This window comes from Anaerovorax odorimutans DSM 5092, assembly GCF_000426305.1.
Classification (GTDB): Bacteria; Bacillota; Clostridia; order Peptostreptococcales; family Anaerovoracaceae; genus Anaerovorax; species Anaerovorax odorimutans.
Genome location: NZ_AUFC01000001.1, coordinates 104,517 through 121,287, shown reverse-complemented (window position 1 = coordinate 121,287; position 16,771 = coordinate 104,517). Strand labels below are relative to the sequence as shown.

Genomic DNA, 16,771 nt, shown 5'->3' with positions numbered 1-16,771 from the left:
AATTGCTGATGTATCATTTTCATCAGCAATTTTTTTATCTTAATATCTTTTTCTTCCGCCCTTTGTTCTAGTTTTACTTTTCGAACGCTGACGTTTATTAGCTTTCTCTATATTTACTATTCTTCCCCTATGTGTAAAATCTCTCATAGACGATAACACATCATCTGCATATTCTTCTGGAACTTCAACAAATGTAAATTGTTTATGAATATCTATTGCCCCTATTAATTTACCTGACAATGATGATTTGGAAGCAATGCCTTGAACTATATTTTTAGGCTGAATTCTATCCATGGAACCCACATTCATAAATAAACGAACCATTCCTTCTCTTCTATATAAAGTCTCATCTCTATCTAAATCTGATTCTTCATAATTCCTGCTTTCTAAGTCATCAAAAGCTAATTTAAATAAAGCAGATGCAACATCCAAAGTAGTAGCATCATCAGATGCCTCTAATATTCTTTCAATAACTGAATTATATTTAGAATAGCCTCCTTTTTCAAGCTGCTGTAACACTTCATTTGTTGCCGCATCCTTCTTCACTTCCTCAATATCAGAAATACTTGGAGGTTTCATCGGCAAAATCTCAGATTTGGTATACCTTTGAATGTCCTTAAGCTTATAAATATCTCTTCCAAATATAAATGAATAAGATACTCCTTTATTCCCTGCTCTGCCTGTTCTGCCTATTCTATGAACATAATATTCTTCATCACTTGGAATATCATAATTAAATACAGCTTCAACATTATTTACATCTATACCTCTGGCAGCAACATCTGTAGCTATGAGAATTTCTACTAAGCCTTTTCTGAATTTATTCATAACCCTATCTCTTTCAGATTGCTTCATATCTCCATGAAGAGCTTCAGCAGAATAACCTCTAGTCTGAAGTGAAGTCGTAAGTTCGTCTACACGCCTTTTGGTATTGCAAAACACTATACCCAGTTTAATATTTTTAGCATCAATTAGACGGCATAATAACTCAAGCTTTGACGATTCACGAACTTCAAGATAGTATTGATCTATAGTTGGTATTGTAAGTTCTTTATGGACTGTTTTTATATGATATGGATTACTCTGATAAAGTTTTGTAATTTCCAAGATTTCTTTTGGCATAGTAGCAGAAAATAATAGAGTTTGTCTTTCTTTAGGTAACTCTTTTAAAATAATATCTATATCTTCTCTAAATCCCATATTTAACATTTCATCTGCTTCATCTAAAACAATCATCTTTAAATTATGAAATTTCAGAGTATGCCTTCTCATATGATCCATAATTCTCCCTGGCGTTCCGATTACAATTTGCGGTTTATTTTTTAATGCCATAATTTGTCTATCTATTGATTGTCCGCCATAAATAGGAAGGATTTTAATACCTTTTTTAAATTTTGAAACATTTTTTATTTCTTCTGAAACTTGTATTGCGAGCTCTCTTGTGGGACAAAGTGCTAACACCTGAACTCCCTGTATGTTTGGATCTACCTTTTCAATTGCCGGAATACCAAAAGCACAAGTTTTTCCTGTACCAGTCTGCGCCTGTCCAATAATATCCATTCCTTCTAATATATAAGGTATTGCTTTTGACTGTATAGGAGTTGCCTCCTCAAAGCCCATTTGACTTAAAGCTTTTTGAACTTCATCCGACAGATTCAATTCCTTAAAAATTAAATTTTCCATTTATTTCCTTTCAAATAATTCACCTAATATTATTAGTATATTATTTTTTTCATAATTTATATATTATAAATTTTTTAATTAAACTATATCACCAAGTTACTTTCATTAAGACATAACTAACAATTAATTTTATATCAAAACTATAAAATAAGCAAGAAATTTTAATATATATTAATAATAAAAATTAACATCATTTGATTATATCATGACACAAGTTACCAAGCATGATTCAATGATTTCTACCCCTTACAACAGCACCTGGTTCCATCTTATATATCTTTTAATCTTATTTTAAATCTCACTTAATTTATTCTTTTATTTTTGTTAAATAAAAAATAAATCAATTATATTATTTGCTATTTGAAAAAACATTAATCATAAATTAATCCTTAAAATATTTTATTATATGATTTATTTTAATATCATATATTATTTGAATACTTCATAATGAAAAAGTTAAATAAAAATCTTTTTTATATTTATTAATATTTATTGGCTGTTTATTAATTTTTTAAAAACTTAAATCTACAATGTCTTTTACATCTTATTAGAAATATGGTTTTTATGTATAATCAAAATAGCAAGTGTTATCATTATTAACACTTGCTATTTTGATTATTATTTTATGTAATTTATTACATATCTTTTGCTAAAGTTTCTCCAAGTGCTTTGCACTCAACTTTTGCTTTATCATCAGGCATTTCATTTGCAATAACTGGATCGCAAATCAAATTACAACCTGATTTTTGACAATCATCTTCCCAATTTCTCATCCATTCACCGTCACCCCATCCATATGAGCCAAACAAAGCAATAGGCTTCTCATTAAGTAAAGGTTTAACTTTTATAAACATAGGTTCAAATTCTGTTTCTTCCAATACTTCCGCACCCATAGAAGGACAACCAAAAGCAATTCCATCATAATTATTTATTTTTTCAGCAGGAAACTCCAACGGAGTAAACAACTCAACTTCTCCACCTACACTCTTTACACCTTCTGCTACTGAATTAGCCATTTCCCTTGTATTTCCTGTGCCACTCCAATATACTACTGCAATTTTACTCATATTTTTTATACCTCTTTTCTAAAATTAATTTTATATACTAAACAGCTATTATTAGCTGAATAATAAACTTATAAAAAAATGTTGATTAACATTAAGTTTATAACAACCAAATCATCATATTCATCCTATTCTTGATTAAACATATGATGACAATATGTTATTTAATGAAGCAAGACTACTGCTATGACACCTTTCTACTTTTGCACTACATCTCTTTGCTTCACCCAATGCATAGTTAACCATATTATGTGCCACAGTATTTGTAAAAAGAATAATCAAATCTGGAGAACCTATATTATGCATTAATTTTCTTTTCATTTGTGTAAAAACCTTTGCCTTACAGCCATAATTTTTACATGTATCAATATAAAGCCTTTCCATCCGATCATTACCTCCAATTATAACAACGCTCATTAATATCTCCCCCTTTTTCTTTAGTTAGCCACAGCTAACCTGCGTGTAAAAATATATGGGCGCTTAGCATCCCATTACATACTTGCATAGTTAGCATTTGCTAACTATGCAAGTAGTTTATCACAATAATATTTATTTGTCAATCTACAAACTATAATAAAATTTTAGTTGATTGATTTTTAATATAAAAAACTATATATCATTATTATAAATATATTTCAAAAAAATATTACTAAAAAATAAAAGGGCTAATTATAAGTCAAAAGATTTCTAATCAAAGACATTAACACTTTAATGATTCTAATTATTTTCTTCTCTTTTTAGGCTCTCATCCATAGCTTTATAATTTATTCTATAAATAAAAAATAAGTAAATATATTAAAATACACTTACTTATTTTAACTTTTATTATCTTACTGGACAAACCCCATTATCACAGCCTTCATTTCCAATATCATATTCCACTTCTTCTTTTTCATACTTTGAAATTAAAGAAGGAATAAACGGTTTCATTTTACTTATTCTTTCATTATATTCTTCTTCAGAAATTGACTCAAAAGGTAAAAGTTCATAAAAATTATCTTCAAAAGATAGAAATGACAACGCAACTGTATCATCCCAATTATCCCACACCCATTCTTCCACATCGTCCCATTCATCATCCCTAACATGTACAGTTATAGAGCAATTGTGCTCCACATAGTTAGCCATAAACATTTTGTATATTTCAAGTTGCTCAATTGCTGAAACATCACTTTTAATTTTGCCTTCAGGTGCTTTAACAGGAAATTCAACTACTTTCGTTGTACAATTTTCTAAGGTTTGACCAACTTCGGGAAATACAGGATAACCAAGTTCTTCACAAACTTTCACTAGTGGATCATCACTGTTTATTCTAATTCTCCTTATAAAATATGTTGAATGAGAAAAGTGTACTCCGCTAGAGACAACTGGAAGCAAACTTAAAGTGCCTTCCGGTTTTATTGTAGTAATAAGCAAAGGTTCTTTCATTCCTAATTCTTTTGCATATTCTGTTGCTGCATTTCTAGCTGTATTTTTTAAATCTCTTAAAAGGCTTTCTTGTGACTCTTTATCAAAACTTAATGCATTAACCATATCTTGCCATCCCGTTAAAGAACATCCAAGCAATTTATCTCTTTGTTGAATGTCATTCCATTCAGGTATCTCAAGCTCTGTACAGGTCATACGATAACCGGCTCTTGCAGACAGCCTTTGAGCTTCCATTAATCCTTTATAATCTAATTTACCATCTATTACAAAAGACATGGCATTAACAGTAGTCAAGTTACATAACCCCTTTGAATCTAATAATATCTCTGCACAAGGATTTACACCTTGAAAATTAGGTCTTCTCTTTTTGCCCGCATCCTCGTTTACCCACCCAGGTTCACCAGAATACCTCATTTGCTCTAAATGCCAATGTAATCCTTCTCTGCTAGGTTTACGTGTATAATAAATAGAATTATTACTCATTTGTCTATGAGATATCTCCTGATCAATAATCCACTTTTCTTCAACTTTCTTATAAAGCCCGCTTTTCGCTTGAATACAATCTTTATCATCTTGATCTATAAGTACGATTTCAGCCGTTCTCCGAACTCCCCCTACGACAACATTTTCTCCAATAATATTTACTATATCCAAACAATCAAGAGGTTTTAATTTAACCTTATTGGAAGTGGAACGCATACTGGCCTTTTCAACAACTTTATATATTTTTATAAACATATTTTTCATGCTGGTATGCCCACTTGCCGTTCCTCCGAAGGTTTTTAATTTTTCTCCTTTTGGCCTTACGTTATCATAATTTAATATTACTGTCTTTATCTTTCTGTATTCATTACTATAAAATATCTTAAAAAAATACTCCATAGACTGTACCCAGCCTTCTTTACTGTCTCCAATAGTTATTTTAACAGTATCATTATGTGTGAAATCAAGGGAAGTATTATCTTGCCTTAAATTTTTTAATATTGGAGTATAAGATTCATGTATTAATTCAACATCTGTCCTGACCATTGGCAATTTTTCAACGTCCGATTTTAGTACCCTAACACCTACTCCTGAGCCTACCATTAATAAATAAAAAATATCTCTAAAAGAGATAAAATTATCAATTACTTGAAATGAGCAATTGTAATTTGACATGGGATAATATTTTGACACTTCCGTACTTCCTACCCAAAAAGTTCTGCCTGAAAGAAATTGCTTTAATTCATATATATTCTCATACAATTTTTCAGCTTCTTCCTTTGAAGTGGGAACTAAGCTACAATTATATTCAACAGCACGCCTTACTGTTTCCCACCAATATTCTCTGCGTTTTTCCTCAGGAATCCATCTTGAATAGGTTCTGTAATAAACAAAACTTCCAAGCTGTCCCATTGGAGAAGAAGCATGTTTGAATTTGCTTATAAACTCATCAGATATAATTCTTCCATCCTGTCTCTTTCTTATACCTCTTGTCTTATCCCTTTCGTATCTATAAATGATAAATTTTTTAGCTGCATCTTTCCTATCACTAGCCATAAGAAAGTCTTCAACTAAATCTTGAATATCTTCAACATTTAAAGTTCTCGATGCTTTTTCAATATGATTTTCTATAGCTGCAGAAATATTACTTGCTAATTTAGAATCAATACCACCAGTTGTTTCAAGCATAGCTTTTTCAATAGCGGTTTGAATCTTTATATGATTAAATTTTACTTTTGTTCCATTCCTTTTTATAACTATCTTCACAAGCTTCCCTCCCATATATTGTTATCGGTATTGCGTTAAACATCATTATATAGTATATTATATTTAAATTCAAGCTATCATAATATATATTTTTTACTATTTTTAATAGTTTATTATATGTATAATTATGCCAATCACTTTTACAATTTCGATATAATTAAAAGTTATATATTGTTACATTATCATAATTCAATCAGATAATTATACGTATATTTATTGACTTTTTAATTGAATAAATGTATAATTGTATACATGTTTACAAAGGTAATAGTTATAATTAGAATAAAAATATGAAATTATCACAAGAAAGGATTAATATTATGGGGAAAACATTAGCTTATAAAATTTTAGAAAATCATCTTGTTGAAGGAACTCTTACTCCAGGTGGAGAAATTACTATTAAGATTGATCAAACACTTACACAAGATTCTACTGGTACTATGGTGTATTTACAGCTTGAAGCTATGAATATAGAAAAAATTAAAACAGAACTATCTGTTGCTTATATAGATCATAACACTTTACAAACAGGATTCGAAAATGCAGATGATCATGCTTTTATTAAAAGTGTTGCAAAAAGGCACGGCGTTTTATTCTCAAAACCAGGTAATGGAATTTGCCATCAGCTTCATCTTGAAAATTATGGAATTCCAGGGAAAACTCTTCTTGGTTCTGACAGTCATACTCCAACAGGCGGCGGTCTTGGTATGATTGCCATAGGTGCAGGTGGTCTTGATGTAGCAGTTGCTATGGCTAAGGGAACATATAGTCTTCCAGTACCGAAGGTAATAAAAGTTGAACTTACAGGTAAGCTAAGGCCATGGGTATCTGCAAAAGACATTATTTTATATGTTTTACAGCAGCTTACAGTTAAAGGCGGAGTAGGCAAAATAGTTGAATATACTGGTGAAGGAGTAAAATCATTATCCGTAACAGACAGAGCTACAATTACAAATATGGGTGCCGAACTAGGTGCTACAACTTCATTATTCCCAAGTGATGAAAATACAAAATCTTATCTGGCTTCCCAGGGACGTGAAAAAGATTATGTTGAACTTTCTGCCGATGCTGATGCAGTTTATGACGAAGAATTAAAGGTGGATTTATCCTCCCTTACACCTCTTGCAGCTAAACCTCATAGTCCTGATAATGTTGATTCTGTTAAAAATATAGGAGAGATTAAAATAAATCAAGTTGCAATAGGAAGCTGTACAAACTCCTCATATACAGATTTAATGAAAGTATCTGAAATCTTAAAAGGGCAAAAAATTCACCCAGATGTTAGCCTTGTAATTTCCCCGGGATCAAGTAAAATTATGAGTAAAATGGCTGAAAATGGTGCCCTTGCAAATATGATAAATGCTGGTGCCAGAATTATTGAAAATGCATGTGGTCCATGTATTGGCATGGGACAATCTCCTGAATCAGGAGCGGTTTCACTGCGTACATTTAACAGAAACTTTAAAGGAAGAAGTGGTACATTAGATGCTGATGTATATCTTGTAAGTCCTGAAACTGCTGCCATTTCAGCTATAAAGGGAGTTCTTACAGATGGTATGATTTCTGGTTGTAATTTACCTTCTATTCCTGAAGAAAACTTTATCCCAAATGATAATTTTATTGTATATCCAAAGGGCACAAACAAAAATAATACTGAGGTATCTATGGGACCAAATATTAAACCTTTCCCTCAAAATAAAAATCTACCAGATGAATTAACAGCTACCATTGTACTTCATGCTGGGAATAATATTACAACAGATGATATTATGCCATCCGATTCAAGATTACTTCCGTATCGTTCAAATATTCCTTATCTTGCAAATTTCTGTTTTGAGAAGATTGATAAAGATTTTTCAACTCGATGTAAAGAAGCAAAAGAAGGTGCTATTATCGGAGGTGAGAACTATGGACAAGGATCCAGCCGTGAACATGCAGCTCTTGCACCACTTTATCTTGGTATTAAATTTGTGTTAGCAAAATCCTTTGCAAGAATTCATCGTTCTAATTTAATTAATAGCGGAATCCTTCCACTTGTATTTGAGAATCCTGATGATTACGATACTTTTTCATTAGGCCAAAAACTTATTATAGAAAACGCAAGACAACAAGTAAAAAATAAAATTGTTATTGTAAAAAATATTGAAACAGGAAAAGAATACCGTACAATAACAAACTTCTCAGATTTAGATATTGAAATGATTTTAGCTGGAGGAAAAATTAATTCAATAAAAAAATAAGAAAAACGTATAGGAGATTTTAATATGGATTATATAAAGGCTTTTGAAAAGATAGTTGAAGAACAAATTGCCAGAGTTGAAAAAATGAAAAATTCTGATGATTTTACTGATTATAATAAAATAGATAAAATTATTATTGGAATTATTGATGGAGACGGCATTGGTCCCATTATTCTTAAAGAAGCAAAAAAAGTGCTCAATTCTCTTCTAAAAGATGAAATTGAATCAGGTAAAATTGAGCTAAAGAATATAAATGGTCTTACTTTAGAAAACAGAATTGCTAAAATGGAGACGGTTCCTAAGGATGTATTAGATGAAATAAAACAATGTCATATTTTATTAAAAGGTCCTACAACAACACCAAGTAAATCTGATAATTTACCAAACATAGAGAGTGCTAATGTTACACTTAGAAGAGAGCTTGATTTATTTGCAAATGTAAGACCTGTAACAATTCCTGAAAAAAACATTGATTGGATTTTTTATCGTGAAAATACTGAAGGAGAATATACATTAGGAAGTAAAGGTGTAGATATTAATAATGAAATATCTATGGACTTTAAAGTAACAACTGATTACGGAACAAGACGTATTGCAAAAGCTGCATTTGAATATTCAAAAGCTAACGGTAACCAAAAAGTATCAATAATCACTAAGGCTAACATAATGAAAAAGACTGATGGGAAATTCCTTGATATATGCTATGATGTTGCTAAAAATTATAAAGATATACCAGTTGATGATTGGTATGTTGATATTACGGCTGCAAATCTTGTAAATGAACAAATCAGAAGTGATTTTCATGTCTTCATACTTCCTAATTTATACGGTGATATTATTACCGACGAAGCTGCACAAATTCAAGGTGGTGTAGGTACAGCAGGCAGTGCTAATGTTGGCAGCAAATATGCCATGTTTGAAGCTATACACGGAAGTGCGCCGAGAATGGTTGCTGATGGAGTTGCTGAATATGCAAATCCTTCAAGTATCCTAAAAGCTGCAGAAATGTTGCTTCGCCATATCGGGTATGCACAGAAAGCTAACTTACTTTCTTCTGCAATAAATTATGCAGAAGAAAACACCATTATGACTATTGACGGAAAAGGAAATACTGCAGCGGAATTTTCAGACTATGTCTTATCTAAAATAAAATAAGAATCGGAGATCAATTATGGAGCTAAAATATAAAGAAACATTCGGTATTAAGGCCACCGGAGCTCCTTTATCTACAGATTTATTCTTTAGATTACGCAAAGATATTTTACAAGGATCATTGCGTCCAGGGCAAAAACTGACTGAGCAACATGTTTGCGACGAGTATGCCGTAAGCCGTACACCTGTCAGAGAGGCCTTTAAACAACTTGAACTAGAAGGGCTTATTGAAACCATTCCAAATCGGGGAGCATTTGTCGTTGGTTTTTCTAAACAAGATATGGAAGATATGTATGAATTACGTAAAGCATATGAGATGATTGCAATAAAATGGGCAATAGAAAGAATTACTAAAGACGAATTGGAAGAACTTGAAGAAGCCTTTGAGTTTATGGAATTTTATACTCAGAAAAAAGATATTGATAAAATGCTTAATATCAACAGTAATTTCCATCAGCTCATTTATAATGCTTCAAAAAATAGAATGCTGAAACATGTTTTAGCATCATATCAAGTTTATATAAAGCAAAGTAAAATCTCTACAAATTATGCGGAAAATTATTTAGAAGAAGTTTTAGAAGAACACAGAGAAATTTTTAATGCTTTTATAAAAAAAGACCCTGATGCCGGTATGTCAGCTATAGTAAAACACTTAGATAATGCAAAACTCCGAGCTAAATAGCTCGGAGTTTTAATATTTTTAATATAAAATTATTTTCTTACAAATTGTTCTAATTTTGATACCATACCATCAAGCTGAGGAACTTCGCAATCCTCTATCTTCCCAGCATCACAACTTGCTGCAAATTGAGCATCTATAGGTAATTTAGCTAAAACATCCAATTCATATTTTTGGGCTATTTGATCTATATGACTTTCCCCGAATATATTAATTCTTTTTTTACAATCCGGACATTCCACGTAACTCATATTTTCAACTATACCTATAATTGGAATATTCATCATTCTAGCCATTTTTACAGCTTTAGTAACCACCATAGAAACAAGTTCTTGAGGAGAAGTTACTACAATAATGCCTGAAATAGGCAAAGATTGAAATACTGTTAATGGAACATCTCCTGTTCCTGGGGGCATATCCACAAACATATAATCTATATCACCCCAAATAACATCTGTCCAAAACTGCTTTACTGTTCCCGCAATAATAGGTCCTCTAAAAATAACCGGATCAGTATCATTTTCAAGCAATAAATTAATTGACATAATCTTTATACCATTTTTGCTGTTAACAGGATGAATTCCCAACTCACTTCCTAACGCCTTACTTTCAATGCCAAAGGCCTTTGGTATTGAAGGGCCAGTTATATCAGCATCTAAAACAGCACTTTCAAAACCTTTTTTTTTCATCATTACTGCAAGCATAGATGTAATCAAAGATTTGCCTACCCCACCTTTTCCGCTTACTATTCCAATTATATTTTTAATATTACTGTTCGCATTTCCTTCTAATAAGAAACTCTGTGGTTCTGTTCTCTCACTGCAGGATTCGCCACAAGAACTGCAATTATGTTCACACTTTTCACTCATTATTTCATCTTCTTTCTTTTATATTTAATTTAGAATTGACATACATATTTTATTATAATTTTGATATCAATATAAGTCAACATACATATAAAAGATAAACTGCATGAATAAATATCCATGCAGTTTCATAAAATTTGTTATTAATTACTGAATGATAAAACATCATCCTTAACATCCACTATTATATTATCTCCATCATTTACCTCTCCTTTTATAATTTTAGCCGCAATTTCAGTCTCGATATTTTTTTGTAAATATCTCTTAACTGGTCTTGCACCAAAATTTGGAGAATATGAATTTTGTGCAATAAACTTTTTGCTGGCATCAGTAAGAGTAATAGTAATATTTTTTTCTGCAAGTTTTTGTATCATTGCAACCATAGAAATATCAATAATTTTTTTAATTTGTTCTTCTGTAAGTGGAGAGAAAACAACAATATCATCAATTCTGTTTAAAAACTCAGGTCTAAAATGTCTTTTCATTTCGTTCTCAACTTGCTCTTTCACACTATCAGAAATAGTACCATCCTTTGATATATTTTCTATTATATAAGGACTTCCTATGTTAGAAGTCATAATGACAATTGTATTTTTAAAATCTACTGTTCTGCCTTGATTATCTGTTAATCTGCCATCATCTAAAAGCTGAAGTAAAATGTTAAATACATCTGGATGAGCCTTTTCAATTTCATCAAATAATATTACACTATATGGTCTTCTTCTAACAGCTTCAGTAAGCTGCCCTCCTTCATCATATCCAATATATCCCGGAGGAGCCCCCACTAATCTTGATACAGAATGTTTTTCCATATATTCTGACATATCAATTCTTATCATATTTTTTTCTGTATCAAACAGTGCTTCTGATAAAGCCTTTGCCAATTCTGTTTTACCTACCCCCGTAGGTCCAAGGAAAATAAATGAACCAATTGGTTTATTAGCATCTTTCAACCCTGCTCGAGCTCTTAAAACCGATTCTGATACCGCTGTTACTGCATCATCCTGACCAATTACTCTTTTATGCAATATATCTGATAAATGAAGTAATTTTTCCTTTTCTGACTCAATCAATCTATTTACTGGTATACCTGTCCATTTTGCAACAACTTCTGCAATTTCTTCTTCGCCTACTTCTTCCTTTAAAAGTCTTTTTTCCTTAGCATCATCTTGAAATTGCTGCGCTTCCTCCATTTTCTTTTCAAGTTCAGGAAGTATACCATATTTCAACTTAGCCAATTTTTCCAAATCATAATTTCTTTCAGCTTCTTCAATTTGATGTTTTATATCCTCAACCTCTTGTTTTGTTGATTTTAAATTTGTAATTGATTTTTTTTCATTTTCCCATTGTGCTCTCATGAGTGAATTCTCTTCTTTCAGCTGAGAAAGCTCTTTTTCAATATGCTCTAACCTTGCCCTTGATGCATTATCTGTTTCTTTTTTAAGTGCCTGCTTTTCTATTTCAAGCTGCATAATTTTTCTTGCACTCTCGTCTAACTCTGCTGGCATGCTATCTATTTCTGTTCTGATTTTAGAAGCAGCTTCATCCATAAGATCTATAGCTTTATCCGGTAGGAATCTGTCACTTATATATCTGTCGGAAAGAGTAGCACATGCTATCAATGCACCATCTGTAATTCTTACCCCATGATGTATTTCAAATCTTTCTTTTAGACCACGAAGAATAGAAATAGTATCCTCTACTGTAGGCTGATCTACAAGAATTTTTTGAAAACGACGTTCAAGGGCTGCATCCTTTTCAATATATTTTCTATACTCATCAAGAGTTGTAGCTCCAATACAATGTAATTCTCCTCTAGCTAATTTGGGCTTTAACAAATTCCCTGCATCCATAGATCCTTCTGTTTTACCAGCCCCGACTATGTTATGAATTTCATCAATAAATAAAATTATTCTACCTTCTGATTTTTCTATTTCATTTAAAACAGCTTTTAATCTCTCTTCAAATTCTCCTCTAAATTTTGCTCCGGCAATTAAAGCTCCCATATCTAAAGCATATATGGTTTTATCTTTAAGGCCCTCAGGAACATCTCCATTAAGAATTCTCTGCGCAAGACCTTCTACTACTGCTGTTTTACCAACACCTGGTTCTCCTATTAGAACAGGGTTATTCTTTGTACGTCTTGATAGGATTTGAATAGTATGACGTATTTCTGAGTCTCTGCCTATTACAGGATCCAACTTACCTTCCCTAGCCAGTTCAACCAAATCTCTACCATACTTATTTAAAGCATCATAATTATCTTCCGGATTTTGATTTGTTATTCTCTGGTTGCCTCTTACTTTAGAAAGTGATTGTAAAAATTTATCTTTAGTAATATTATGTTTCTTTAAAATCTTGCTTGACGGCGTATTTTTTTCATCTAAAATAGCTAAATATAAATGTTCTACGCTAACATACTCATCCTTAAAATCTTTCGAAATTTTTTCCGCATTTAATAAAATTTGATTTAATCTTCTGGAAGAATACATATTGTCATTACCACCCTGCACTTTCGGTAATTTTGAAAGCTCCTGCTGTAAATCTGTTATAATACTATTTGTGTCAACTTCCATAAAATTCAATATTTTAGGAATAAGTCCATCCTGCTGAAGCATCAATGCTAAATGCAAATGCTCACCATCAATCTGCTGATGACCTTCCTGAATTCCTATATTCTGACAATCCATTACGGCTGTCTGAGCATTTTGAGTAAATTTATCAAAATTCATATATAACCCCCCTTTACTTGAAATTTTCATATTATTAATAAAAATTTTATATCTATTTTCTTACTTATATTATTATTATACCACAAAATTAGCACTCTAAACACGAGAGTGCTAATTTATGTATTTATTAAATAAATTATATTAAAAGAAAATTCCCCATAAGAGATTCCAAACTATATTAACAGCGGGAATAAGAATTTTATCGGTAATATTAAAGATTATTAAAAGAAGTAAAATAATAAAGCCCTTGTCATAGATTTGATAGTATAATTGAGTATTTCTCAAATTGAAAATTTGTGTCACTATATTAAATCCATCTAAAGGCGGAATAGGTAATAAATTAAATATCATCAATACAATGTTAATCTGTATTATAGCATATATCATCTGTGATATTATACTTCCCATAGATGTCTCTGTAATAAATTCATATTGGAATTCAACTAACAACCTAAATATACCTATAAATAAAACAGCAAGTATTAAATTCATAGTAACGCCTGCTATAGCTACCAGTAATTCATCTCTTCTTGGTTTTTTATAATTTTGTGGATTTATTTGAACCGGTTTTCCCCATCCAAATCCAACAAATAGAAGAGCTATAAACCCTATTGGATCTATATGTGCTTTAGGATTTATTGTAACTCGACCTTGTAATTCAGGTAAATCGTCTCCTAGTATATTAGAAACTTTCGCATGCGCAAATTCATGAAAGGAAAGACCTATTATTATAGCCGGCAAAAGAATTAACGTATTCATAAACCAATCTGCCGGGTTTTCAAATCTTCCACTTAAAAATGAATTTGCTGCCATTAGCGCAATTAAAATCATTGCTACCGGATTATTTAATAAATATCTCAAAAAATCAATCATCCTCTCTATTTATATATATATATAATTTTTACCCTTACCTTCAAATTTTAAATCATATCATTTTAGCTTTCATATAATAAATAAATTGTTTTGCAATTCTGCCTGATCTTCCATTATGTCTAAGCTCCCATTTTAAAGCCTCATCTTCCAATTGAGTCTCATTAATTCTTAATCCTTCTTGAATAGCTAGTTTCTTTACAATTTCCAAGTAATCTTTTTTATCAGGAGAAATAAAAGTAATCAAAAGACCAAACCTGTCAGCCAAAGACATCCTTTCTTGAATTCCATCATTATGATGAACATCACCTGTTTCATTACTTCTGTCTTTCCAAGTTTCCCTTATAATATTTCTTCTGTTTGAAGTTACATAAATTAATACATTATCCGGCTGTGCTTCAATTCCTCCTTCAATTACAGATTTAAAATATTTATACTCAACTTCCGTTTCTTCAAATGACAAATCATCAATAAAAATAATAAATTTACATCCCCTGTTTGCCACTAATTCTATTATTTTATATAAATCCTTTATATGATTTTTATTTAAAGATATTATTTTTAGTTTTTGATCTTTAAATTCATTTAACAGAGCTTTTACACTTGATGATTTGCCAGTGCCCCTATCTCCATACAGCAATACATTATTTGACCTGTATTCATTTATAAAAAATTTTGTATTCTCAATTAGCTGTTCTTTTTGTTTTTCATAGCCAACTAACTGGTCAAAAGTAATTTTATCATAATTTTTTACTCCAACAAGTTTATCATCCCAAACAAAGGCATTATACTTCTCATATATACCACATCCCCATTTAGAATAATAATCATAAAGTAAATCTAATGATTGTTTATTATCATTTATCATTAAAGCTTTCTTTATTTGATTCCTCTTTAGTAATCCGCTTTTATTTAAGGATGTATCTTCCGTAAAAAAAATAGACGCTTGTTGGTCTTTAAAAACGTTAATTATAGTCTGCCAATCTAAATTATATAATTTTTTAATTTCTGTTAATTCTCTTTCCATAAGTTTTTCTGTATTTATATTTTTAATAAACTTTTCACTTAAAATACTAAATTTATTTTCACTTTCCGCCACTAATTTGCATACATAACTCTGCCAATAAGATCCTATAATATCTTTTTCCTCCACAGCAAAAAAAATATCTCTTTGCACACTGTAATAATCAGCTTCCATATACACTATATAATCTTTATAAAAAAATTCATTAAATATTTTTACAACCCTAGTAATAACGCTGTTTTTCCTAATATCATCAAATAAAATCAATAAATCTAAATTTACTTTGTTCATCATAAGCTCCTATTCATATGTAAATTATATAGTTAAAATTAATTTGTCCTTAATCTTAATAATTTAACAATATTTTATCACAAAACTAACCCCATTTAAATAATATGATAATAAAATAATAATTGAGGCTAAAACTCAATGAATGAAAGGTGATTAGAATTATGGCTCAAAATAACTGTATGTTTCCAGGCTGTTTCCCTGAAACTCCACCCATACAATATGTATGTGTAGATATTCATACGGTAGCAGCAGGTGAAACACTATATTCAATCTCAAATCAGTACAATGTTCCTGTACCAATACTTATGCAAGTTAATAAAATATTAAATCCTTACAATCTATTGGTAGGACAAAAACTTTGTATTCCTGGTAAAGCACCGGAGGAAGAGGAAGAAGGGGAAGGAGAAGCAATGGAGGAAACTCCAACTACAGAAGTTCCAGAAACTCCCGAAATCACAACACCTGTCAGCCCGGCTCCAATGCCAACACCTACAACACCTGTAACACCTCCTAATGGAGAAACTTGTGATGGTATGATGTATACTATTGCTCCCCAAGATACCCTTTACATGATTGCAAAAAAACACAAAGTTACATTAGATGCTATTATTAAAGCAAATCCAAAACTTGACCCATATAATTTAACTGTGGGCATGAGAATTTGTATTCCAAAAATGGATGAAAATAAAGAAAATAATAATAACAACAATAATACTAGCAAAAACAATATTAACAGTAACAACATCAATATTATGAATTATAATACCCAAAAGGGAGATACATTAGCAAGAATATTAGACAGATTCGGTGTAACATATGAATCTTTAAAAAAAACCAATCCAAATGTTAATTTCTCAGATTCACTAGAAAATTTAACCATAAAAATTCACATGGGAAAATAAACATAACAGAACATAACATAAAATTAAATATTAAATATAAAATATACTAAAAAAGACAGTGACTTTTAATATCACTGCCTTTTTATTTTAA

Annotated in this window: 12 protein-coding genes; 4 read left to right on the top strand and 8 right to left on the bottom strand. The window is 30.8% G+C overall.

What is annotated here, in order from left to right; translation table 11 throughout:
• Window positions 1-39: 39 nt before the first annotated feature.
• The 4 genes from K292_RS15445 to nrdJ all read right to left on the bottom strand — a co-directional run bounded on the left by K292_RS15445 (window position 40) and on the right by nrdJ (window position 5,924).
• A complete protein-coding gene (locus tag K292_RS15445) occupies window positions 40-1,683 on the bottom strand; it encodes a DEAD/DEAH box helicase (protein WP_037372087.1) in 1,644 nt (547 codons plus the stop codon).
• 635 nt (window positions 1,684-2,318) lie between these two features.
• Window positions 2,319-2,750, bottom strand: coding sequence for a flavodoxin (locus tag K292_RS0100535; protein ID WP_027398200.1), 432 nt, complete (start codon window positions 2,748-2,750; stop codon window positions 2,319-2,321).
• Window positions 2,751-2,885: 135 nt separating this feature from the next.
• Window positions 2,886-3,164: a DUF2325 domain-containing protein gene (locus K292_RS0100530; protein ID WP_027398199.1), complete on the bottom strand. Its 279-nt coding sequence runs from the start codon at window positions 3,162-3,164 to the stop codon at window positions 2,886-2,888.
• Between the two features lie 408 nt (window positions 3,165-3,572).
• Window positions 3,573-5,924: a ribonucleoside-triphosphate reductase, adenosylcobalamin-dependent gene (gene nrdJ, locus K292_RS0100525; RefSeq protein WP_027398198.1), complete on the bottom strand. Its 2,352-nt coding sequence runs from the start codon at window positions 5,922-5,924 to the stop codon at window positions 3,573-3,575.
• A 320-nt stretch (window positions 5,925-6,244) separates the two neighbouring features.
• Here nrdJ and K292_RS0100520 point away from each other — a divergent pair, with 320 nt between their 5' ends.
• The 3 genes from K292_RS0100520 to K292_RS0100510 are packed head-to-tail and all read left to right on the top strand — an operon-like array spanning window position 6,245 to window position 9,998.
• Entirely contained in the window at window positions 6,245-8,164 is a 1,920-nt protein-coding gene (locus K292_RS0100520; RefSeq protein WP_027398197.1) for an aconitate hydratase, read from the top strand.
• Window positions 8,165-8,188: 24 nt separating this feature from the next.
• Window positions 8,189-9,319 carry an isocitrate/isopropylmalate family dehydrogenase gene (locus tag K292_RS0100515; protein ID WP_027398196.1) on the top strand — a complete coding sequence of 377 codons (1,131 nt, stop codon included), beginning with the start codon at window positions 8,189-8,191 and terminating at the stop codon, window positions 9,317-9,319.
• Between the two features lie 16 nt (window positions 9,320-9,335).
• Entirely contained in the window at window positions 9,336-9,998 is a 663-nt protein-coding gene (locus K292_RS0100510; protein WP_051280088.1) for a GntR family transcriptional regulator, read from the top strand.
• Between the two features lie 29 nt (window positions 9,999-10,027).
• Here K292_RS0100510 and K292_RS0100505 read toward each other — a convergent pair whose 3' ends face one another.
• The 4 genes from K292_RS0100505 to K292_RS0100490 form a co-directional block, all read right to left on the bottom strand.
• Window positions 10,028-10,864: an Mrp/NBP35 family ATP-binding protein gene (locus tag K292_RS0100505; RefSeq protein WP_027398194.1), complete on the bottom strand. Its 837-nt coding sequence runs from the start codon at window positions 10,862-10,864 to the stop codon at window positions 10,028-10,030.
• Window positions 10,865-11,004: 140 nt separating this feature from the next.
• Complete coding sequence (gene clpB / locus K292_RS0100500) at window positions 11,005-13,593, bottom strand: ATP-dependent chaperone ClpB (protein WP_027398193.1); 2,589 nt, start codon at window positions 13,591-13,593, stop codon at window positions 11,005-11,007.
• Window positions 13,594-13,734: 141 nt separating this feature from the next.
• Complete coding sequence (locus tag K292_RS0100495; RefSeq protein ID WP_169515399.1) at window positions 13,735-14,454, bottom strand: site-2 protease family protein; 720 nt, start codon at window positions 14,452-14,454, stop codon at window positions 13,735-13,737.
• Between the two features lie 64 nt (window positions 14,455-14,518).
• A complete protein-coding gene (locus K292_RS0100490; protein WP_051280086.1) occupies window positions 14,519-15,778 on the bottom strand; it encodes an ATP-binding protein in 1,260 nt (419 codons plus the stop codon).
• A 161-nt stretch (window positions 15,779-15,939) separates the two neighbouring features.
• Here K292_RS0100490 and K292_RS0100485 point away from each other — a divergent pair, with 161 nt between their 5' ends.
• Entirely contained in the window at window positions 15,940-16,680 is a 741-nt protein-coding gene (locus tag K292_RS0100485) for a LysM peptidoglycan-binding domain-containing protein (RefSeq protein ID WP_027398190.1), read from the top strand.
• Window positions 16,681-16,771 lie beyond the last annotated feature (91 nt).

Coding starts and splice junctions, on each gene's coding strand:
- K292_RS15445 (WP_037372087.1), bottom strand. CDS start 1,683: ATGGAAAATTTAATTTTTAAGGAATTGAATCTGTCGGATGAAGTTCAA.
- K292_RS0100535 (WP_027398200.1), bottom strand. CDS start 2,750: ATGAGTAAAATTGCAGTAGTATATTGGAGTGGCACAGGAAATACAAGG.
- K292_RS0100530 (WP_027398199.1), bottom strand. CDS start 3,164: ATGAGCGTTGTTATAATTGGAGGTAATGATCGGATGGAAAGGCTTTAT.
- K292_RS0100520 (WP_027398197.1), top strand. CDS start 6,245: ATGGGGAAAACATTAGCTTATAAAATTTTAGAAAATCATCTTGTTGAA.
- K292_RS0100515 (WP_027398196.1), top strand. CDS start 8,189: ATGGATTATATAAAGGCTTTTGAAAAGATAGTTGAAGAACAAATTGCC.
- K292_RS0100510 (WP_051280088.1), top strand. CDS start 9,336: ATGGAGCTAAAATATAAAGAAACATTCGGTATTAAGGCCACCGGAGCT.
- K292_RS0100505 (WP_027398194.1), bottom strand. CDS start 10,864: ATGAGTGAAAAGTGTGAACATAATTGCAGTTCTTGTGGCGAATCCTGC.
- clpB (WP_027398193.1), bottom strand. CDS start 13,593: ATGAATTTTGATAAATTTACTCAAAATGCTCAGACAGCCGTAATGGAT.
- K292_RS0100490 (WP_051280086.1), bottom strand. CDS start 15,778: ATGAACAAAGTAAATTTAGATTTATTGATTTTATTTGATGATATTAGG.
- K292_RS0100485 (WP_027398190.1), top strand. CDS start 15,940: ATGGCTCAAAATAACTGTATGTTTCCAGGCTGTTTCCCTGAAACTCCA.